Here is a 19,534-nt window from a genome sequence, read left to right on the forward strand (position 1 = left end):
GATGCTCCTGTTGGGATTTGCCTGGTCAACGCACGAGACGGCCAGGCTTTCCCGACAGGATCAGCGAAAGGGCGGTTCGTTGAACGCGCGCAGCTTTCGGCTGTGCAGCTTGGCCCCCTCGCGGCGCAGTTCTTCGCAGGTTTCGATGCCGATTCGCATATGCTCGCTGATCGCGCGTTCATAGAAGCGGTTGGCCTGGCCGGGCAGCTTCAGCTCGCCATGCAGCGGCTTGTCCGAGACGCATAATAAGGTGCCGTAGGGAACGCGGAAGCGATAGCCCTGCGCCGCGATCGTCGCCGATTCCATGTCGATCCCGACCGCGCGGCTTAGTGAGAAGCGAAGCGCCGAGGCCGAGAAGCGAAGTTCCCAGTTGCGGTCGTCGGTGGTGACGATCGTGCCGGTACGCAGTCGCCGCTTCAGCTCGTCCCCCGACTGGCCCGACACGGTCGCAGCGGCGCGGGCGAGCGCCTGTTGCACCTCGGCGATCGCGGGAACGGGGATGGCGGGAGGCAGCACTTCGTCGAGGACGTGATCGTCGCGCAGATAGGCGTGCGCCAGCACATAGTCGCCGATCCGCTGGCTGGGCCGCAGGCCGCCGCAATGGCCGATCATCAGCCACGCCTCGGGCCGCAGCACCGCGAGGTGATCGGTAATCGTCTTGGCGTTCGACGGGCCGACGCCGATGTTCACCAGCGTGATGCCGGTGCCGTCGGGCGCGATGAGGTGATAAGCGGGCATCTGATGCCGGCGCCAGGCGCTGTCGGTGACGATCTGATCGGGATCGGCACCCGCCTCGATATACAGGCCGCCAGCACCCGACAGCGCGGTGTAGCGGCTGTCGGTGTTGAGCTGGCCCAGCCCCCATTGCACGAATTCATCGACATAGCGGTGATAGTTGGTGAACAGGATATAGCGCTGGACATGCTCGGGCGGGGTGCCGGTGTAGTGACGGAGGCGCGCGAGGCTGAAATCGGTGCGCAAGCCATCGAACAGCGCCAAAGGCCGCGTCTCGTCATTGCTGACCCACAGGCCGTCGGCGATTTCGTCGCCGATATGCGCCAGTTCAGTCGCCGGGAAGAAGCGCGCCAGTTCGAGCGCCGAAACCTCGTCGAGTTGCAGCGCGTGGCCGGGATCGAGCACATAGGGAAAGGGGATTTCCTGTGCGCCGGGGACCGCCGAAACCTCGACCGCATAATCCTCGATCAGCAAGGTGAGCTGTTCGATCAGATAGTCGGCGAACATCGCGGGCTTGGTGACGCTGATCCGATAGTCGCCCGCCGTGACGAGCCTGCCGAAAGAGCGAAGCGGGGTCGGGCGTTCGGGACCGCCAGTATATACCACGCGGATTTCGGGATAGGCGAACGAGCCGTCGGTGCGGCTGTGCGGCGGGGGCGCGGTGCCATCGGCGAGATAGGCGGCCAGAGCCGCCTGAAGGCGCGCCACCGAGGCGCGATAGAGCCGATCGAGTTCGGCGACGATGTCGGATGCCTGTGTCATCACAAGCGGCTATCGCGCGCGCGTTACGCTGGCAAGACGTGCATCGAATCCTGGGAGCGTTGACGACGGCGAAACGCAGCGGGGGCCGACGTGCTGAACGGTTTCCCGCACGTCGGCCCCGTGGCTTTCGCCGAAGCTTCAGCCCTTTGGCGTTGCAGCCGGCTTCTTGGCCGCAGTCTTGCGCGGCGCGGCGGGTTTTTTGGGCTCGGCAGGCACCTTGGCGGTGGCGGGCTTGGCCGACGTCGCCTTCTGCTTTTCCATCAGCTTGCTGACGCCGAATGCCGCGCCGGCGACGGCGGCAGCCGCACCCGCGACGATCGCCGCGGCGGCCACGGGATGGCGGCGGGCCGAATCGACCGTGGTCCCGGTCGCCGATTCGATTTTTTCGCGGGCGGCACTGGCCGCCTTCAGCGTGGCATCGCCCGCCTTGGACAATTGCTTGCTCGCGGCGTCGGTAATTTGGGTCACTTTGTCCTCTGCCTGGTCGATGGCGTTGGCAGCGTCGTTGTGAAGCGTCTCGCTTGTCATAAGTTTCTCCCTTCGCACCTGCAAACCGTTACGGGGGCGATGAAGTTCCATTACGCCATCATCGGCGGCGACTATAGTGAACGACGCTGCCCCTTTTTCACGCGCTTATCATCACAGCTTGTCGATCAGATAGTCGGCCGAGCTTACCTTGAACTCGCCGGGCGCTTCGACATGGAGTTGTTCGACCACGCCATCGTTGACGATCATCGCATAACGCTGGCTGCGCTTGCCCATGCCATAGGCCGAGCTATCGGCATCCAGGCCGATCGCGGTGGCAAACTCGCCATTGCCGTCGGCGAGCATCGTCACCCGGCCTTCGGCCTCGTTCGCCTTGCTCCAGGCGGCTAGCACGAAGGCGTCGTTGACGGCGGTGCAGGCGACTTCGTCTATGCCCTTGGACAGGATTTCATCGGCACGTTCGATGAAGCCGGGCAGATGCTTGACCGAGCACGTCGGCGTGAAGGCGCCGGGGACCGAGAACAGCGCGACGCGGCGGCCGGCGAAGAAATCGGTGGTGGTCACCTGGTCAGGACCGGCTTCGGTCGCCTTGACGAGGGTGGCTTGCGGAAGTTTTTCGCCGATTGCGATGGTCATGATGTCTAGGCTCCCCTGAAAGCGCCAGCAGGCGCGGTGGGCGGCACGTTGGGGCGCGGCGACATGATTTCAAGCGGTGGCGAAGTGGCCTTGCGCGGCATATGCTTGGGGCATGATCGAACAATCTCCCTTTCTGACCGGACAGTTCCTGTTGGCGATGCCCGGTATCGGTGATCCCCGTTTCGACCGCGCGGTGATCGCGATGTGCAGCCATGATGCCGAAGGCGCGCTGGGCGTGGGCGTGGGGGCGGTGATCGACGGGCTGAGCCTGGGCGACGTGCTGCGCCAGTTCGAGATCGACCCCGGCACCGTCGGCGATGCCCCGGTGCATTTCGGAGGCCCGGTCGAGCCGCAGCGCGGGTTCGTGCTGCATTCGAACGATTGGGGTGGCCAGGATTCGATCGACGTCGCGGGCCGCTGGGTGCTGTCGGGCACGATCGACGTGCTGCGCGCGATCGCCGACGGCACCGGGCCTTCGCATTGGCTGGTGGCGCTTGGCTATGCCGGGTGGAGCGAGGGGCAGTTGGATGGCGAGATGACCCGCCATGGCTGGTTCAACACGCCGGGCGAGTTGAGCCTGTTGTACGACGTCCCGACAGACGCGCGCTGGACCAGTTGCTTTGCCGCTGCAGGGATCGACCCGACATTGTTGTCCAGCGCCGCCGGGAAAGCCTGAGTTTGACGGTTCGGCGTGCCCTGACGAGCGTGCGCCGCGAGCTATGCGGCCTATGATGGCTGTGCGCTGAGATGCTGCACTTCCGCCATGCCTGTTCCGTGCCGGCTCCTCGCCGATTGACTGACGCGAAATTGCCCGGCCTGTTCGTTTAGCGTCAATACTTCGGATTGCAGATTGCGCGCGGCTGCCGAGGTTTCCTCGACCATCGCCGCATTCTGCTGGGTAGCGCGGTCCATCGCGGCGACGGCGGTCGCTATGTCGGTGATCGCTTCAGCCTGGGCGCGGTTTTCGTGTGACATCGAATCGAGCAGCGTGTGGACCTGTCCCGTCGCGTCGGCGATCCGAACCAGCGCTGCATCGACGCGGGCGACCATCTCTACTGCCGATCCGACTTCGGACTGGGTTACGGTTAGTTGGTCGCGGGCGCGCTTGGCCTCTTCCTCAGCGCGCATTGCGAGCGCCGAAACCAGATCGGCGACCACGGCAAAGCCGCGCCCCGCCTCACCGGCGCGACCGGCCTCTACGGCAGCGTTCATCGCCAGCACGCGCGTCTGGAACGCAATCTTGTCTAGCCCCTCGATCACGTCGTCAATGCCGCGGGCGCTGTCCGACACCCGCGCCATCGCATCAGATGCAGAGGCAGCGACTTCGCGTCCGTTTTCGACCGATCGCGCTGCTTCGTCTGCGCTTTGCAGGGTGCGCGCGGCGGAGTCTGCCACGCCTTGCAGCCGTTTCCCCATCAGCGTGATCGAGGCACTGGTTTCCTCGAGGCTTGCGGCATTGCCTTCGGTACGTCGGGCCAGATCCTCGGTTGCAACCGCAATCTCGCTGGAGCCGGTGGTAATGCCGCGCGCGCTTTCGGCGACGGCACCGATCAACCCACGCAGGCGCATCAGCGCGGCGTTGAAGTCCTGCCGGACGGGCTCATAGTCGATGGGGAAGGGGCTGTTGATGTCGCGCCCGAGGTCGCCAGCGGAAATCGCCGAAATCGCGTCGCGCAAGGCAGCGGTGACCTGCTGCTGAGTCTGGGTTGCGGCACTCTCGGCCAAGGCGCGTTCGACGGCAGCGGAGCGGAAAATCTCACATGCGCGCGACATGCGACCAATCTCGTTGGGCTGTTCCTGATAGGGAATAAGGGCGTCGCTGGTCTTGTCCGCCAGTTTTTCCATCGTGTCGGCCAGCGTCGCTATCGGCGTGATGATCGCGTTGCGTGCCACGACCAGCGCAAAAACCCAAACAGCCCCTGCGATTAGCGCGATGACGGCGGACACGATCACGGCAGCCCGATCGAAGTCGAGGGCACCGTCGCTCACCTCCTTTGCGACCTTGATCTGTTCCTCGACCAGGGCACTGAGCGCCGCCGATGCAGGATCGATCGCAGGGTAGAGGTCGGTCGCGACGATGCGGTCCAGCGCGGCACGATCGTCCGCATCGAGTGCGGTCTGCAATGCCGCGACTACCTGATCCGCGCTTTCCATCCTTTGTTCGGCGGTTTTTGCCAATTTCTCCTCGTGCTCAGTCATGAAGCTGGCGCGATAAACTTTCCAGCGAGCGTCGATCTCGGCGCGCCCTTCGCGGACCTGATCGGCTGCCTCCGCGATGGAAAGGTTGCCGTCACGCGCCTTGTGGGAAGCATCGACGATCGCGACCGCATATTGGTCGGTAACGAATTTCAAGTCGCCTAGCGGTATGACTCGATCGGTGAGCAGCGTCTGAAACGCGGCGGAGTCGGTTCTGACCACCGCAGCGAGTGTGATCAAAAGTGCCAGAAGTGCAAAGGCAAACATCGACAGGCAAAGGATAAGTTTCGCGCGAATGGTGGACTTGAACAGCATGAGATTTTCCGCAGCTCAGGGCCGATGCCGACCCATCTCTTCTATGATAGACGAGTGGGTCTATCTGAGCATGCGACGTCCGCCATAAAGTCGCTTGGCGCGCGACACCGGTCCCTGAACTGGCTCATATAAAGATATCTTTATATTTCGATTGCGTGGCGACGGGGACCCCGCTAAACGCGCCAAATCGCGGTCGGCGAGTCCGGTGCGCGCCTGAATTTCGGAATTGGAGAAGCGTCTTGGCTACCGTGCTCGACAACAAGGATTATGTGATCAAGGACATTGCGTTGGCCGATTTCGGCCGCGCTGAAATGCGGATCGCCGAAACCGAAATGCCCGGACTGATGGCGCTGCGCGAAGAATTCGCCGCATCGCAGCCGCTGAAGGGCGCGCGGATCACCGGTTCGCTGCACATGACGATCCAGACCGCAGTGCTGATCGAAACGCTGACCGCGCTGGGCGCCAAGGTCCGCTGGGCGACGTGCAACATCTTTTCGACGCAGGATCATGCCGCAGCCGCGATTGCCGCCAGCGGCGTGCCGGTGTTCGCGATCAAGGGTGAGAGCCTGGCCGATTACTGGAACTATGTCGGCGACATCTTCAGCTGGGACGGCGATGTCGACGGCCAGACGTCCAACATCATCCTCGACGATGGCGGCGATGCGACGATGTTCGCGCTATGGGGCGCCAAGCTGGAAGCGGGTCATACGATGCCTGAGCCGGACAATGAAGAAGAAGTCGAAATGCAGCGCGCGCTCAAGGCGTATGTCGCCAAGAAGCCCGGCTATCTGACCGAGACGGTCAAGAACCTGAAGGGCGTTTCGGAAGAGACCACCACCGGCGTCCACCGCCTGTATGAAATCGCCAAGAAGGGCGAACTGCCGTTCCCCGCGATCAACGTGAACGACAGCGTCACCAAGTCGAAGTTCGACAATCTGTATGGCTGCAAGGAATCGCTGGTCGATGCGATCCGTCGCGCGACCGACGTGATGCTGGCGGGCAAGGTTGCCGTGGTTGCCGGTTTCGGCGACGTCGGCAAGGGTTCGGCGCAGTCGCTTCGCAATGGCGGTGCGCGCGTGATGGTGACCGAAATCGATCCGATCTGCGCGTTGCAGGCGGCGATGGAAGGCTTTGAAGTCGTGACGATGGAAGAAGCGGTGAAGCGCGCCGACATCTTCTGCACCGCCACGGGCAATGCCGATGTCATCACCGCCGATCACATGAAGGCGATGAAGCCGATGTCGATCGTGTGCAACATCGGCCATTTCGACAGCGAGATCCAGATCGCCGCCTTGTCGAACTACAAGTGGAGCGAAGTGAAGCCCGGCACCGACCTGGTCGAGTTTCCCGACGGCAAGCAGATCATCGTGCTGGCCAAGGGCCGGCTGGTGAATTTGGGCTGCGCCACCGGCCACCCAAGCTTCGTGATGTCGGCCAGCTTCACCAATCAGGTGCTGGCACAGATCGAATTGTGGACCAAGGGCGACGAGTACAAGAACCAGGTCTATGTCCTGCCCAAGCATCTCGACGAGAAGGTTGCGGCGCTGCATCTGGAAAAGCTGGGCGTGCAATTGTCGCAGCTGACGCCGAAGCAGGCGGGCTATATCGGCGTGCCGGTCGAGGGACCGTTCAAGCCCGATCATTATCGCTACTGATCGGTCGTACCGAGCAGCAAAGGGGGCGTCGGCATCAACCGGCGCCCCTTTTTCATTGGGTGCGGCGTGATCGGCGACGGCACCCTCTTCCGCGCATCGCCGCTGCACTCTAGGGCTAGTGCATGAAGCGAGGGCGGGGCGCTGCGCCGGTTTGGTGCGGGCGGACATGATCGAGGCAAATATCTGGCACATCGCGCTTGCCGGCGTGGTGCTGGCTGCGCTGATCGGTGTGGCCGGATGGGCGCTGTATACCGGGCTGGCGCTGCGCGCACGGGTGCGTGTGAGCGAGCAGGATAATGCGCGGCTGTGGGCGCTGGTGCGGGCTGCACCGGCGCGGGCGATGGTGGTGCGCGCCGACGGGCGGGTCGAATTATCGAGCCATCTAGCCGATTGGCTGGGGCTGACCGCAGCGGCGCGCGATGTCGCCGGGCTTTCGATCGGCGATGAAGGATTGGTGGTCAAGGATCGCGACGCGCTGGCCAAGGGGATCGAGGTCGCGGGCAAGGCCGGACGCGGATTCCGGCTGGCGGTGCGCGCGCAAGGGTCGGCGCGGCTGATGCTGGCGGTGGGCGAACGCGCGCCCGATTCGCTGGGCGCACCCGGCGGCGTGCTGGTGTGGTTTTTCGATGCGACCGAGATGCAGGGCGAAGTCGCGCGGCTGGCCGAGCGGGCTGAGCGGTTACAGGACGCCTATACCGCACTGACCGGCCTGATCGAGGCAGCGCCGATGCCGATGTGGTATCGCGGCGATGATCTGCGGCTGGCGATGGTGAACACCGCCTATGTCCGCGCAGTCGACGCCAGCGACGGCGAGGATGTGGTGGCGCGACAGGTCGAGCTGGTCGAACGATCGGCGCTGGGCGGGCCGATGGCGCAGGCAGCGATCGCGCGTGATACCGGCGCACCGCAGACCAGCGCGATGCCGACGACGATCGCGGGCGCGCGGCGGATGCTTCGCGTGCACGACGTGCCGCTGGCCGATGGCGGCACCGCAGGCTTTGCCGTCGACATCGAGGAACTGGAGCAGGCGCGCAGCGGGATCAAGCGCTTCGGCGAGGCGCAGCGGGCGATGCTCGACCGGGTTTCGGCGGGCGTGGTGCAGTTCGGCCCCGATCATGCGATGGTATTTTGCAACCAGCCGTTTCGCCGCATCTTTGCGATGCGCAGCGAATGGCTGGCCGATCGCCCCGAATTCGATCGAGTGCTCGAGCGGATGCGCGAGGCGGGGCGGCTGCCCGAGGTGCGCGATTTTCCCGGCTGGAAGGCCGAGCGCCGTGACTGGTTCCGGTCAGCCGAGGAGTCGATCGAGGAAAACTGGCATTTGGCGGGTGGCACCCATCTGCGCGTGGTGGCGCAGCCCTTGCCCGATCGCGGGCTGCTGATCATTTTCGAGGACCGCACCGAACAGGTGCAACTGGCGAGTGCGCGCGACACGCTGTTGCGGGTGCGCACCGCGACGACCGAAAATCTGTTCGAGGCGGTGGGGGTGTTCGCCGCCGATGGCAGGCTGCAATTGTGGAACAACAAGTTCCGCAATGTGTGGGGATTCTCGACCGAGTTGCTCGATACCCATCCGCGCGTCGATGCCCTGGCGCGCGAGGCGGCGCATCGGCTGGCGAAGCCCGAGCGTGCGATGCTGATCGCCGATCTGGTGCGATCGGCGACGGTCGACCGGTTGCAGCGCGGCGGGCACGTCGCCTTTGCCGATGGGCGGCATTTCGAATTTGCGGCGGTGCCGCTGCCCGACGGCAACGCGCTGCTGACGATGCTCGATATTTCGGACAGCAAGCGGGTCGAACAGGCGCTGCGCGATCGCAACGAAGCGCTGGTGGCCGCCGATGCGGTGAAGACCCAGTTCGTCGCCAATATGAGCTATGAGCTTCGCACCCCGCTGACGTCGATCAAGGGCTTCGCCGAGATGCTGCATGCAGGCTATGCCGGGGCGCTGAGCGAGAGCGGGACGGGCTATACCGCCGCGATCCTCGAATCGGTCGAGCGGCTGGGAACGCTGGTCGACGATGTGCTCGATTTGACGCAGGGCGATACGCCGCCGGTGCGGCAGCGTTTCGACCTGAAGCTGGCGGCGGAAACGGCGGCGGCGGGCGTGGCTTCGGCAGCGGCGGACAAGGCGATCGACTTTGCGGTCGACGCGCAGGCAAGCGCGGGCATGATCGCAGGCGACGAGCGGCGGATATGCCAATCGATCGAGCATGTGCTTCGCCATGCCCTGGCCGAAACGCCGGCGGGTGGCCGGGTTTTGCTGCACGTCGATGGCACGCCCGAAGCGGCGCGGATCATCGTGTCGGATGACGGGCCGGGGATGGATGCCAAGGCGCAGGCGCGCGCGTTCGACCGCTTTGCCCGGCATGGCGTGACTGCTGGCGGCGAGCGGGCGCTGGGGCTTGGGCTGCCGCTAGCCAAGCAGTTTGTCGAGGCGCATGGCGGCACCATCACCTTGGTGTCGCAACCAGGAGAGGGGACGCTGGTGACCATCAGCTTGCCGCGCACATGATCCGGCTGGTCGGCGATGCGCAGAGCCGCGTGTTCGGCGCGCAGCTTGCCCGGGTGCTGGCGGTTGGCGATGTCGTGACGCTGAGCGGGCCGCTGGGCGCGGGCAAGACCAGCATCGCGCGCGGATTGCTTGCCGAGCTTGGGCTGACGAGCGAGGCCCCTAGTCCGAGCTATCCGATCGTTCAACCCTATGCCCCGCCCGAGCTTCGTCTGCCGGTGCTGCATATCGATCTGTACCGGATCGAGGATGACCGCGAGATGCTGGAGCTGGGGCTGGACGATGCACGTTATGATTCGGCGCTGCTGGTGGAATGGCCCGAACGCGCGGGCGAGTATTGGTGGCACGACGCGCTCCGCCTGACGCTTGCGGTGGCCGAGGATGATGCGCGTATCTTGACAGCACAGGTGCCGGCGGCTTGGAGGGCGCGATGGCCCCTGACATGAACCCGCCTGCCGCCGCTGTTCCCTTCCTGACGTCGATCGGGTGGGAAGATGCTGAGATTCAGCCGCTTGCCGGCGATGCTTCGTTCCGGCGCTATTTCCGGGTCGTCGCACCCGGACGAAGCGCGATCCTGATGGACGCGCCGCCGCCGCACGAAGACCCGCGCCCGTTCCTATCGGTTGCGCGCTGGCTGAACGAGCGGGGATTTGCCGCGCCTGCAATCCTGGGCGAGCAACTGGCCGAAGGATTGGTGCTGATCGAGGATTTCGGCAACGCCCGGCTGCGCGAAACCGCCGATGCCGCGCCCGAAAGCGAATTGCGGCTGTATGAGGCGGCGATCGACGTGCTGGTGCGGCTGCATGGCGAAGCGCCGATGCCGCTGGCCCCGTACAGCATGGCCGAATATCAGCGCGAAGCGGGGTTGTTGCCAGAATGGTATTGCCCCGCGATCGGGGTCGAGGTGGATACGCAAGGCTATCACGCCGCATGGGCGCAAGTGCTGGTGCCGCTGGCCGATACGCCGCCCGTGACGGTGCTGCGCGATTATCATGCCGAAAATCTGATGCTGATCGAGGGCAGTGAAACATTGGGGCTGCTCGATTTCCAGGACGCGCTGGCGGGGCATCCGGCCTATGATCTGGTGTCTTTGCTGCAGGATGCGCGGCGCGACGTGCCCGCAGCATTGGAGGCGGCGATGCTCGATCGCTATCGTCGGATCACCGGTGCCGATCAGGCGTTCGACACCGCCTATCATGTGCTGGGCGCGCAGCGGAACGCCAAGATCATCGGCATCTTCACCCGCCTGTGGAAGCGCGATGGCAAGTCGCGCTATCCCACGCTCTGCCCACGGGTGTGGGAATATCTGCACCGCGATCTGGCGCATCCGGCGCTTCGCCCGGTGGCCGACTGGTTCGACGCCAATATTCCCGCCGCCAAGCGCGGTGACCCTATCTTGCTGGAAGCCTGAACCCGATGGCGCAGACGCTTTCGTTGCGGCCCAATCCCGCCGTTTCGGTGCCGCAAGTCGCGATGGTGATGGCGGCGGGTCTGGGCAAACGGATGCGACCGCTGACCGCTACCCGGCCAAAGCCATTGGTCGAAGTGGCGGGCAAGCCGCTGATCGACCATGTGTTCGATCGGCTGCGCGCGGCGGGCGTCGAGCGGGCGGTGGTGAATGTCCATTATCTGGCCGATGTGATGGAAGCGCATCTGCATCACCGGGTGAAGGGTATCGAAATAGCGGTATCCGACGAGCGCGCCGAACTGCTCGAAACCGGGGGCGGGCTTGCCAAGGCACTGCCGCTGCTGGGCGACGCACCGTTTCTGTGCGTCAACAGCGATAATCTGTGGATCGACGGGCCGGTGGATGCGATCCGGGCGCTGGCGGCGCGGTGGGATCCCGAGCGAATGGATGCTCTGCTGCTGATGGTGCCGCTGGCGCGCGCGACTAGCCATCGCGGGCAGGGCGATTTCCACCTCAATGCGCAAGGGCGGATCGTCGGGCGGCGCAAGCCGGGGCGGCTGGCACCGTTCGTTTATACCGGGGTACAGATCCTAAGCCCCAAGCTGATCGTCGATTATCCAGAGGGGCCGTTTTCGACCAATTTGTTCTGGCAGCGCGCGATCGATGCCGGGCGCGCCTGGGGCCTGACGCATCAGGGATTGTGGTTCGACGTCGGCAGCCCGCGCGCGATCGGTGAGGCCGAGGCGTTGCTCGCCGATGGCTGAGCGCCGGCTCGGCCTGTACACGATACCGCCGCATCGGGCGTTTGCCGATACGCTCGCCATCGGGCTGATCCGGCGGTTTGGGCGCGACCGGATGGGGCTGGCGCGCGGGGTGGTGCTGGTGCCCAATCATCGCGCGGGGCGTGCCATCACCGATGCCTTTGTGCGCGCGAGCGAGGGCGGGCTGCTGCTGCCGCGCATCGTGGCGATCGGCGATCCCGATCTCGATGAGGCGGTTGGGCCGCTGTTCGATCCCGCCGATGCCGAGCCGGTGCCGCCGGCGGTGCCACCCCTCAAGCGCCGGATGATCCTGGCGCGATTGCTGATCGAGGCACGCGGCGATTCGATCGAGCCGGCCGAAGCGGTGCGGCTGGCAGGCGAGCTTGGCCGCACGCTCGACCAGATGCAGGTCGAGGAGGTGGCAGCGTCGGCACTGCGCGATCTGGAGCTGACCGCCGAGCTTTCGGACCATTGGCAAAGCGCACTGTCGACCTTTGAAGTGGTGCTTGATCGCTGGCCGGGCGAGCTGGCGCGGTTGGGCATGATCGACATGGTTGAGCGGCGGCGGATGCTGCTCGATCGCACCGCCGTGTCATGGCGCGATCGGCCGCCCGAGGGGTTTGTCTGCGTCGCGGGCGTGACTAATTCATCGCCGCCGATCGCGCGGCTGTTGCGGGTGGTGGCCGAAATGCCGCGCGGGCTGGTGGTGCTGCCGGGGCTCGCGACCGATATGGACGAGGCGCAATGGGCGTCGCTCGGGCCGCACGCGCCCGATCCGGTGACCGGCGCGCGGATTCGGTCGATCGAGACCCACCCGCAATATCATCTGAAGCTGTTGCTCGACCGGATGGGCGTCAACCGTACCGAAGTGGCGGCGTGGCGGGTGGCGAGCGAGCTGGATGCAACGCCGGCGCGGGGCAAGGCGATCGCCAGCGCGATGGCGCCCGCGGCGTTCACGCATTTATGGACGACGTTGCCCGCTGGCCAGCGGCGGTTCGACGGGGTGCGGGCGCTTGAAGTCGCGACGCCGGCCGAGGAAGCCCAGTCGATCGCGCTGGCGCTGCGCGAAGTGCTCGAACTGCCGGGGCGGACGGCGGCGCTGGTGACTCCCGATCGCAATCTGGCACGCCGGGTGGCGGCGCATTGCGCGCGCTGGGGCGTGGCGGTCGACGATTCGGCGGGGCAGAAATTGTCGACGCTGCCACCGGGGACGCTGTTGCTGGCGATTGCCGATGCGATCGGCCAGCGTTTCGCGCCGATGGCGTTGCTGACATTGCTCAAGCACCCGCTGGTCGCGGCGGGCGAGGGGCGGCTGGCGTGGCTCGAAGGCGCGCGCGCGCTCGATCTGGCGCTGCGCGGGCCTAGGCCGGGGCCGGGGCTTGCGGGGATCGACGCGCATTTGCGCGAGGGCGACAAGCGGACGGCTGGGGTGCGCGAGACGGCGGCGGCGTGGTGGGTAGAGGCCCGGGCGCGGTTGGAGGGGATTGCTGCGCTGAGTGTCCCTCCTTCGTGCGAGGGGGGCTTGTCTTCCCTCATCGCCACTTTGCGCGAAGCCGCGACCATATTGTGCGGCGAGGCCGTTTGGGCGCGGGCCGATGGGCGGGCGGCGGCGCAGTTGCTGGCCGACCTCGAAATCGAAGCCGCCGACGGGCCGCGCCAGGTGGCTCCGGGTGATTTGCTGCCGCTGCTTCGCACCTTGTTCGAGGAGGTTTCGGTGCGTCCGCCGCAGGGCGGGCATCCGCGCCTGGCGATCTATGGCCTGGTCGAGGCGCAGTTGCAGACGGCGGATCTGATGGTGCTGGGTGGGCTGAACGAAGGCGTTTGGCCCGCGCTGCCCGCGCCCGATCCGTGGCTTGCGCCGCGTATCCGCAGCGAATTGGGGCTGCCTTCGCTTGAGCGCCGGATCGGCCTTTCGGCGCATGATTTCTCGATGGCGCTGGGTGCGCCCGAAGTGCTGCTGACGCGGGCACGGCGTGATTCGTCCTCACCGACGATCGCCTCGCGCTTTTGGCTGCGGATGGAGGCGCTGTCGGCTGGGCTGGAAGCACCCGCGGGCCTGGCCGAATGGGCGCGCGCGCTCGATCGGCCCGAGGTGTATGCGCCTGCACTGCGGCCTGCGCCGAACCCGCCGGTCGAGAAGCGGCCGCGCAAGATTTCGGTGACCGAGGTCGATCGGCTGAAGGCCGACCCCTATGCCTTTTACGCGCGGCGGATGCTGGGGCTGATGCCGCTCGACCCGGTCGATGCCGATCCGACGCCGGCATGGCGCGGGACGGCGGTGCATGCGGTGTTGCAGGCATGGTCGCAGGAGGATCAGTGCCGACCCGATGCACTCAAGCCGCGCGCGCTGGCGATGCTGGGCGATACGCGAACGCATCCGGTGCTGCGCGCGCTGTGGCAGCCGCGCCTGATCGAGGCGATCGACTGGATCGCGGGCGAGCTGGCGCGGCAGCGGGACGAAGGCCGCGCGGTGATTGATGTCGAGCAGGCAGGCAAGCTGCAGATTGCGGGCGTGACGCTGAACGGCAAATATGACCGGATCGACCGCATGCCCGACGGCACGCTGGGCATCGTCGATTACAAGACCGGCACGCCGCCGTCGAACAAGGCGGTGACCGCCGGATATAGCCTGCAACTGGGGCTGATCGGGCTGATTGCCGAGCGCGGCGGGTTCGAGCGGGTCGATGGTGTTGCGCGAACCTTCGAATATTGGTCGTTGGGGCGCTACGCGGGTAAGTTCGGCTTCATCCGATCGCCGGTCGAGGGGCGCGGCGAGAAGATCGCACCCGAAGACTTCATCGCCACCGCGCAGGCGCATTTTGCCGATGCGGTGGGACGCTGGCTGACCGGCGACGAACCCTTCATCGCCAAGCTCGAGCCTGAATTTGCCCCTTATGCCGAATATGATCAATTGATGCGCCGCGACGAATGGTATGGCCGTGAGTAGCGTGATCCACCCCTTGAAGGGCGCGCAGCGCGAAGCTTCGGACCCGACCGCGCATATCTGGCTGTCGGCATCGGCGGGGACGGGCAAGACGCAGGTACTGTCGGCGCGCGTATTCCGGCTGCTGCTGCATGGCGCGCGGCCCGAGGGCACATTGTGCCTGACTTTTACCAAGGCGGGCGCGGCGGAGATGGCCGAGCGGATCAACGGCACGCTCGCTCGCTGGGTTCGGATCCCCGAGGCGCAATTATTCGCCGAATTACAGGCGCTGGGCGAGCGTGGCAGCATCGACCAGATCGAGCGCGCGCGCACCTTGTTCGCGCGGGTGCTCGATGCGCCCGGCGGGCTGCGTATCCAGACGATCCACGGTTTCTGCCAGAGCCTGTTGTCGGCCTTCCCGGTCGAGGCCGATCTGGTGCCCGGCTTCCGCCCGCTCGAAGGGCGCGAGGAGGCGGTGCTGGCGCGCGAGGCGCTGGCGCGGATGCTGGAGGACGAAGCGGCGGCGGGGCGGGTGCGGATCGTCGAGGCGATCGGCGCGCTGTCGCTGCGGCTGGGCGAGGGCAAGGCCGAGGATTTCCTGATGGCATGCGCGCGCAAGCCAGCGGCGATGGCGGCACTGCCCAGCGGCATCGGCCCGTTCATCCGCCGCGCGCTCGATCTGCCGAGCGGCGATATCGGGGCCGAGATCGAGCGATGCTGCGGCGATGATGTGTTCGACATGCCATCGCTGCGCGCGATCGCCGCCGCCAATGCCGGTTGGGCGACCAAGACCGGACTGGCGCGCGCCGACATCATCGCGCGCTGGATCACCGGATCGCCGCGCGCGCGGGCGGCGGGGTTGGGCGAACTGCATTCGGTTTGGGCGACGGCCAAGGGTGAGATGCGCGCCAAGCATGGCCCCAAGGATGAGGGCTATGACGGCTGGGCGGTGCGGCTGCACGAGCGCTGCGGCGCGCTGCTCGCGATGCGATCGCAGGCGGCCTATGCCGATTGCCTGGCCGAAGCGCTTGCGGCGGGGCGGGCCTATGCCATCGCTTATGGCGAGGCGAAGCGGCGCGCGGGTGCGGTCGATTTCAACGATTTGATCGAAGCGACGGTGAAACTGCTCGCCAAGCCCGGCATGGGCGATTGGGTGCGCTACAAGCTCGACCAGGCGACCGAGCATGTGCTGATCGACGAAGCGCAGGACACCAATCCCGAGCAATGGGCGATCATCGCTTCGCTCGCCGATGAATTTTTCGCGGGCGAAGGCGCGCGGGGATCGGGGGGGCGGACGCTGTTCACCGTCGGCGATTACAAGCAGGCGATCTATGGCTTCCAAGGCACCGACCCGGTGTATTTCGGCGCGGCGCAGGCGCGGTTCGACGCGCTGGCGAGCGCCGAACCCTTCCCCAACGAACCTGCGCGCCCGCTGCAATCGCTGTCGCTGACGCAGAGCTTTCGATCGACACGGACGGTGCTGCGTTTCGTCGATGCGGCGATTGCGGCGGTGCCAGAACCGGGGCTGGGGGCGCTGAGCGCGATCGAGCCGCATGCCTCGCAAGTCGCCGGGCCGGGGATCGTCACGCTGTTGCCGCCGGTGGTGGCGGGGGGCGATGCCGACGATGAGGAAGGTTGGGTCGACGACGCGACGCGCGAACTCGCCAAGCGGATCGCGCGGCAAATCCGGCAATGGCTGGACGACGGGCATCGGCTGGGGGCCAAGGGCCGCGCGCTTCGCCCCGAGGACATCATGATCCTGGTCAAGCGGCGCGGCGACCTGGCGGCGCTGATCGTCGCGCGGCTTTATGCCGAGGGGGTGCCCGTGGCGGGGGTCGATCGGTTGCGGCTCAACGCGCCGCTGGCGGTGCAGGATCTGCTGGCGGCGGTGCGCTTCGCGTTGCAGCCCGAGGATGATCTGAGCCTTGCCAGCCTGTTGGTGTCGCCGCTGATCGGCTGGACGCAGGATGAATTGATGGCGGCGGCGATGGATCGCCCGGCGACCAGCCTGTGGCGGCATCTGCGCCGCACGCAGGACGAGGCACGGCTCGCGCCGCTATATCTGTTGCTGCGCCGCGCCGATGTGGCGACGCCCTATCGTTTCTTTGAGGAAATCCTGTCGGGCGAGATGGACGGGCGGCGCAAGCTGATCGCCCGGCTGGGCGAGGAAGCGCGTGATCCGATCGAGGAACTGCTTAATGCTGCGCTCAATTTCGAGGGGCTGACTGCGCCGTCGATGCAGCGATTTCTCGACTGGTTCGATCGCGGCGATGTCGAGATCGTGCGCGATTCGTCGCGGCCGCAGGCGGCGGTGCGGGTGATGACCGCGCATGGGGCCAAGGGGCTGCAGGCACCGCTGGTGATCCTGGCCGACGCCACCGCCGATCCCAAGGCGGCGCGGCGCGACCTGCTCGACTGGCTGCCCGATGGGCATGAAGGCGCGGCCTTCCCGATCTTTCGCCCGCGCCCCGACGAGCGCGGCGGGCCGCTGGGCGACCTGCTGACGACGACCGAGCAGCGCGAGATCGAGGAGCATTGGCGGCTATTCTATGTCGCTGCCACGCGCGCCGAGGAGCAATTGGTGATCGCCGGATCGCTATCGGCGCGCGCCAAGGGCGAGCCGCCGGCGCTTAGCTGGTATGCGGCTTGCGTGCGGGCGTTTGATTCGCTGGGAGCTGCGCCGGGCGAGACGCGCGTGCTCGACGATGCCGAACCGCCGGTGGCGGCCAAGTCCGTGGCTGCGGTTGCTGCCGAGGCATCGCCCGCGTTGCCCGATTGGGCGCGGCGACCCGCGCCGCAGGAGGCGCGTCCGCCAAGGCCGCTGGCCCCGTCGGCGATCGGCGACGATTCGGTGGCCGATCCGCCGCCCACCCCGGCGATGCGCGCCGCTGCCGAGCGCGGGCGGCTGCTGCATGGGCTGTTTGAGCGGTTGCCGGGGGTTGCTGCGGAGGCTCGGCGAAGTGCTGGCGAGCGCTGGTTGGCGCGGGCGGGAGCGGATGATGCCGCGTCGCTCGTCGATGCTGCGCTGGCGGTGATCGAGCATCCCGATTTCGCCGATTTGTTCGGCGACGACGCACTGGTCGAAGCGCCGATCGCGGCGGTGGTCGGGGGCGCGGTGGTGTCGGGCACGGTCGATCGGCTGCTGGTGCGCGACGACCGGATTGTGCTGGTCGATTTCAAGACCGGCCGCAGCGCGCCGGCGACGATCGACGAGGTGCCGGTCTATCATTTGCGGCAAATGGCGGCCTATGCCGCCGCGCTGGCGGTGATCTTTCCGGGGCGTGCGATCGAGGCGGCGTTGCTCTACACTGCCGCACCAAGGCTGATCGCGCTGCCGCCCGAAACGCTGGCATCGCACAAGCCGGGCTTCGCGCGCGGGGAGCAAAGCTTGGGCTCGCGCGCTTGAGCCGCTAGGCTGCGGTGCATAGATTGGCCTTCAAGACGTTTCAGGAGAAGAATAATGGGTACTAAGGCAATCACCGACGCAAGCTTCAACACCGATGTGCTGGCGTCGGACAAGCCGGTGCTGGTGGATTTCTGGGCCGAATGGTGTGGCCCGTGCAAGATGATCGGGCCGAGCCTGGAGGAACTGTCCGAGGAACTGGGCGAGCAGGTGACGATCACCAAGCTGAACATCGACGAGAATCCAGACGCGCCGGGCAAATATGGCGTGCGCACCATCCCGACGATGATCCTGTTCAAGAACGGCCAACCAGCCGCGACGAAGCTTGGGGCCGAGCCCAAGGGCCGGCTGAAGGCATGGCTTGAGGGTGAATTGGGCTGATCTGATCCTTAACGCGGCGGTTGATGGGATCCAGAGAAGCCGTGGCGAAGGCTTGAGCCTTAGCCGTGGGCTTCTGGATCCCCGCTTTCGCGGGGATGACGGGGCGCGTCAGCTCCGATAATCTGCGTTGATCGAGATATAGCCGTGGGTGAGGTCGCAGGTCCACACGGTGGCGCGGCCTTCGTGTAAGCCCAGGTTCACCCCGATTTCGATCTCCTGCCCCTTGAGATGCGCGGCGACAGGCGCTTCGTCATAGCCCTCGACCACTAGCCCTTCGCGGGCGACTTCGATGCCGCCGAAGCGGATGGATAGCAGGTCGCGGTCGGCAGGTTCCCCCGCCTTGCCGACCGCCATCACGACCCGGCCCCAATTGGCGTCCTCGCCCGCGATCGCGGTCTTCACCAGCGGCGAATTGGCGATGCTCATCGCGATCGCGCGGGCGCTTCGGTCGCTGTCGGCCCCTTCGACATCGACGCGGATGAACTTCGTCGCGCCTTCGCCGTCGCGCACCACCAGATGCGCCAATTGGCGGCAGACATCGGCGAGCGCGGCGCGGAAGGCGTCGGCACCCGGATCGGTGGCATCGCTCAGGACGCGGTTCCCCGCCTGGCCGGTGGCGAATACCAGCACGGTGTCGCTGGTCGAGGTATCGCTATCGACGGTAATGCACGAGAAGGTGTCACGATTGGCGTCGGCCAGCGCGTCTTGCAGGAAGCCGGGTTCGACTGCGGCATCGGTGAAGACGAAGCCGAGCATCGTCGCCATGTCGGGGGCGATCATCCCCGAACCTTTGACGATACCGCCGATCGTTACGGTGCGGCCATCGACGATCGCAGTCGCGGTTGCGCCCTTGGCAAAGGTGTCGGTGGTGCCGATCGTGTTGGCGGCTTGCTCCCACGAGGCGGGGGGCGCTGTGAAGGCGGCGTCGAGCCCGGCTTCGGCCTTGTCGATCGGCAGCGGGACGCCGATCACCCCGGTCGAGGCGATGAAGATGTCCGATGGCTGGCAGCCCAGATGCCCGGCGGTGCGCGCGGCGATCGCCTCGACCGCTGCGCGGCCGCGTGCGCCGGTAAAGGCATTGGCGTTGCCTGCATTAACGACCAGCGCGCGGGCGCGGCCCAGCACCAGCGCGCGGCGGCACCATTCGACTTCGGGCGAGGGGCATTTGCTTTGCGTCGTGACGCCAGCGACGACGGTGCCTTCGTCGAGCGTCACGAAAGTGAGGTCGGCTCGGTCCCAGGGCTTGTAGCCGGCACGCGCGACATGCGGCGACACGCCGGCGATGGCGGGGATGGCGGGGAAGGGCAATGCGAGCGGGGAGCGGGTCATGCGCGGGGGTTAGCGCGGTTGGGGGCGGTTTGCCA

14 protein-coding genes are annotated in these 19,534 nt (G+C 66.4%); 9 read left to right on the forward strand and 5 right to left on the reverse strand.

Annotation, left to right across the window (positions count from 1 at the left end; all coding sequences use genetic code 11):
- Window positions 1-60: 60 nt before the first annotated feature.
- From QU44_RS07295 to QU44_RS07305, 3 genes are all read right to left on the reverse strand, one after another.
- On the reverse strand, window positions 61-1,497 hold the full coding sequence (locus tag QU44_RS07295; protein ID WP_033921245.1) for an AMP nucleosidase: 1,437 nt from the start codon (window positions 1,495-1,497) through the stop codon (window positions 61-63).
- Window positions 1,498-1,635: 138 nt separating this feature from the next.
- Window positions 1,636-2,025: a hypothetical protein gene (locus tag QU44_RS07300; RefSeq protein WP_052134417.1), complete on the reverse strand. Its 390-nt coding sequence runs from the start codon at window positions 2,023-2,025 to the stop codon at window positions 1,636-1,638.
- A 111-nt stretch (window positions 2,026-2,136) separates the two neighbouring features.
- Entirely contained in the window at window positions 2,137-2,619 is a 483-nt protein-coding gene (locus tag QU44_RS07305) for a peroxiredoxin (RefSeq protein ID WP_033921246.1), read from the reverse strand.
- Window positions 2,620-2,734: 115 nt separating this feature from the next.
- On the opposite strand from QU44_RS07305, the gene QU44_RS07310 reads away from it, so the two are divergent.
- On the forward strand, window positions 2,735-3,295 hold the full coding sequence (locus QU44_RS07310; RefSeq protein WP_033921298.1) for a YqgE/AlgH family protein: 561 nt from the start codon (window positions 2,735-2,737) through the stop codon (window positions 3,293-3,295).
- Window positions 3,296-3,345: 50 nt separating this feature from the next.
- Here the strand turns inward: QU44_RS07310 and QU44_RS07315 are convergent, their stop codons facing one another.
- Window positions 3,346-5,130 (reverse strand): methyl-accepting chemotaxis protein, encoded by a 1,785-nt coding sequence (locus QU44_RS07315; RefSeq protein ID WP_052134418.1) that lies wholly within the window; start codon window positions 5,128-5,130, stop codon window positions 3,346-3,348.
- Between the two features lie 239 nt (window positions 5,131-5,369).
- Here QU44_RS07315 and ahcY point away from each other — a divergent pair, with 239 nt between their 5' ends.
- From ahcY to trxA, 8 genes are all read left to right on the forward strand, one after another.
- Window positions 5,370-6,785, forward strand: coding sequence for an adenosylhomocysteinase (gene ahcY, locus QU44_RS07320; protein WP_033921247.1), 1,416 nt, complete (start codon window positions 5,370-5,372; stop codon window positions 6,783-6,785).
- 166 nt (window positions 6,786-6,951) lie between these two features.
- The gene (locus QU44_RS07325; protein WP_033921248.1) at window positions 6,952-9,297 is read left to right on the forward strand and encodes a sensor histidine kinase; all 2,346 of its coding nucleotides are present in this window, start codon (window positions 6,952-6,954) and stop codon (window positions 9,295-9,297) included.
- Entirely contained in the window at window positions 9,294-9,740 is a 447-nt protein-coding gene (tsaE, locus tag QU44_RS07330) for a tRNA (adenosine(37)-N6)-threonylcarbamoyltransferase complex ATPase subunit type 1 TsaE (protein WP_052134419.1), read from the forward strand. Before QU44_RS07325 ends, tsaE begins: the two co-directional genes overlap by 4 nt.
- A complete protein-coding gene (locus QU44_RS07335; protein WP_033921249.1) occupies window positions 9,737-10,705 on the forward strand; it encodes an aminoglycoside phosphotransferase family protein in 969 nt (322 codons plus the stop codon). Before tsaE ends, QU44_RS07335 begins: the two co-directional genes overlap by 4 nt.
- A 5-nt stretch (window positions 10,706-10,710) precedes the next feature.
- Entirely contained in the window at window positions 10,711-11,466 is a 756-nt protein-coding gene (locus QU44_RS07340) for a nucleotidyltransferase family protein (protein WP_033921250.1), read from the forward strand.
- Window positions 11,459-14,410 (forward strand): double-strand break repair protein AddB, encoded by a 2,952-nt coding sequence (gene addB, locus QU44_RS07345; RefSeq protein WP_033921251.1) that lies wholly within the window; start codon window positions 11,459-11,461, stop codon window positions 14,408-14,410. Before QU44_RS07340 ends, addB begins: the two co-directional genes overlap by 8 nt.
- Window positions 14,397-17,792, forward strand: a complete 3,396-nt coding sequence (addA, locus tag QU44_RS07350) for a double-strand break repair helicase AddA (RefSeq protein ID WP_033921252.1) — start codon at window positions 14,397-14,399, stop codon at window positions 17,790-17,792. Before addB ends, addA begins: the two co-directional genes overlap by 14 nt.
- A gap of 54 nt (window positions 17,793-17,846) precedes the next feature.
- Entirely contained in the window at window positions 17,847-18,170 is a 324-nt protein-coding gene (gene trxA / locus QU44_RS07355; RefSeq protein WP_033921253.1) for a thioredoxin, read from the forward strand.
- 108 nt (window positions 18,171-18,278) lie between these two features.
- Here the strand turns inward: trxA and argJ are convergent, their stop codons facing one another.
- Entirely contained in the window at window positions 18,279-19,499 is a 1,221-nt protein-coding gene (gene argJ, locus QU44_RS07360) for a bifunctional glutamate N-acetyltransferase/amino-acid acetyltransferase ArgJ (protein ID WP_033921254.1), read from the reverse strand.
- Window positions 19,500-19,534: the final 35 nt, after the last annotated feature.

This window comes from Sphingomonas sp. 37zxx (genome assembly GCF_000786205.1).
GTDB lineage: Bacteria > Pseudomonadota > Alphaproteobacteria > Sphingomonadales > Sphingomonadaceae > Sphingomonas.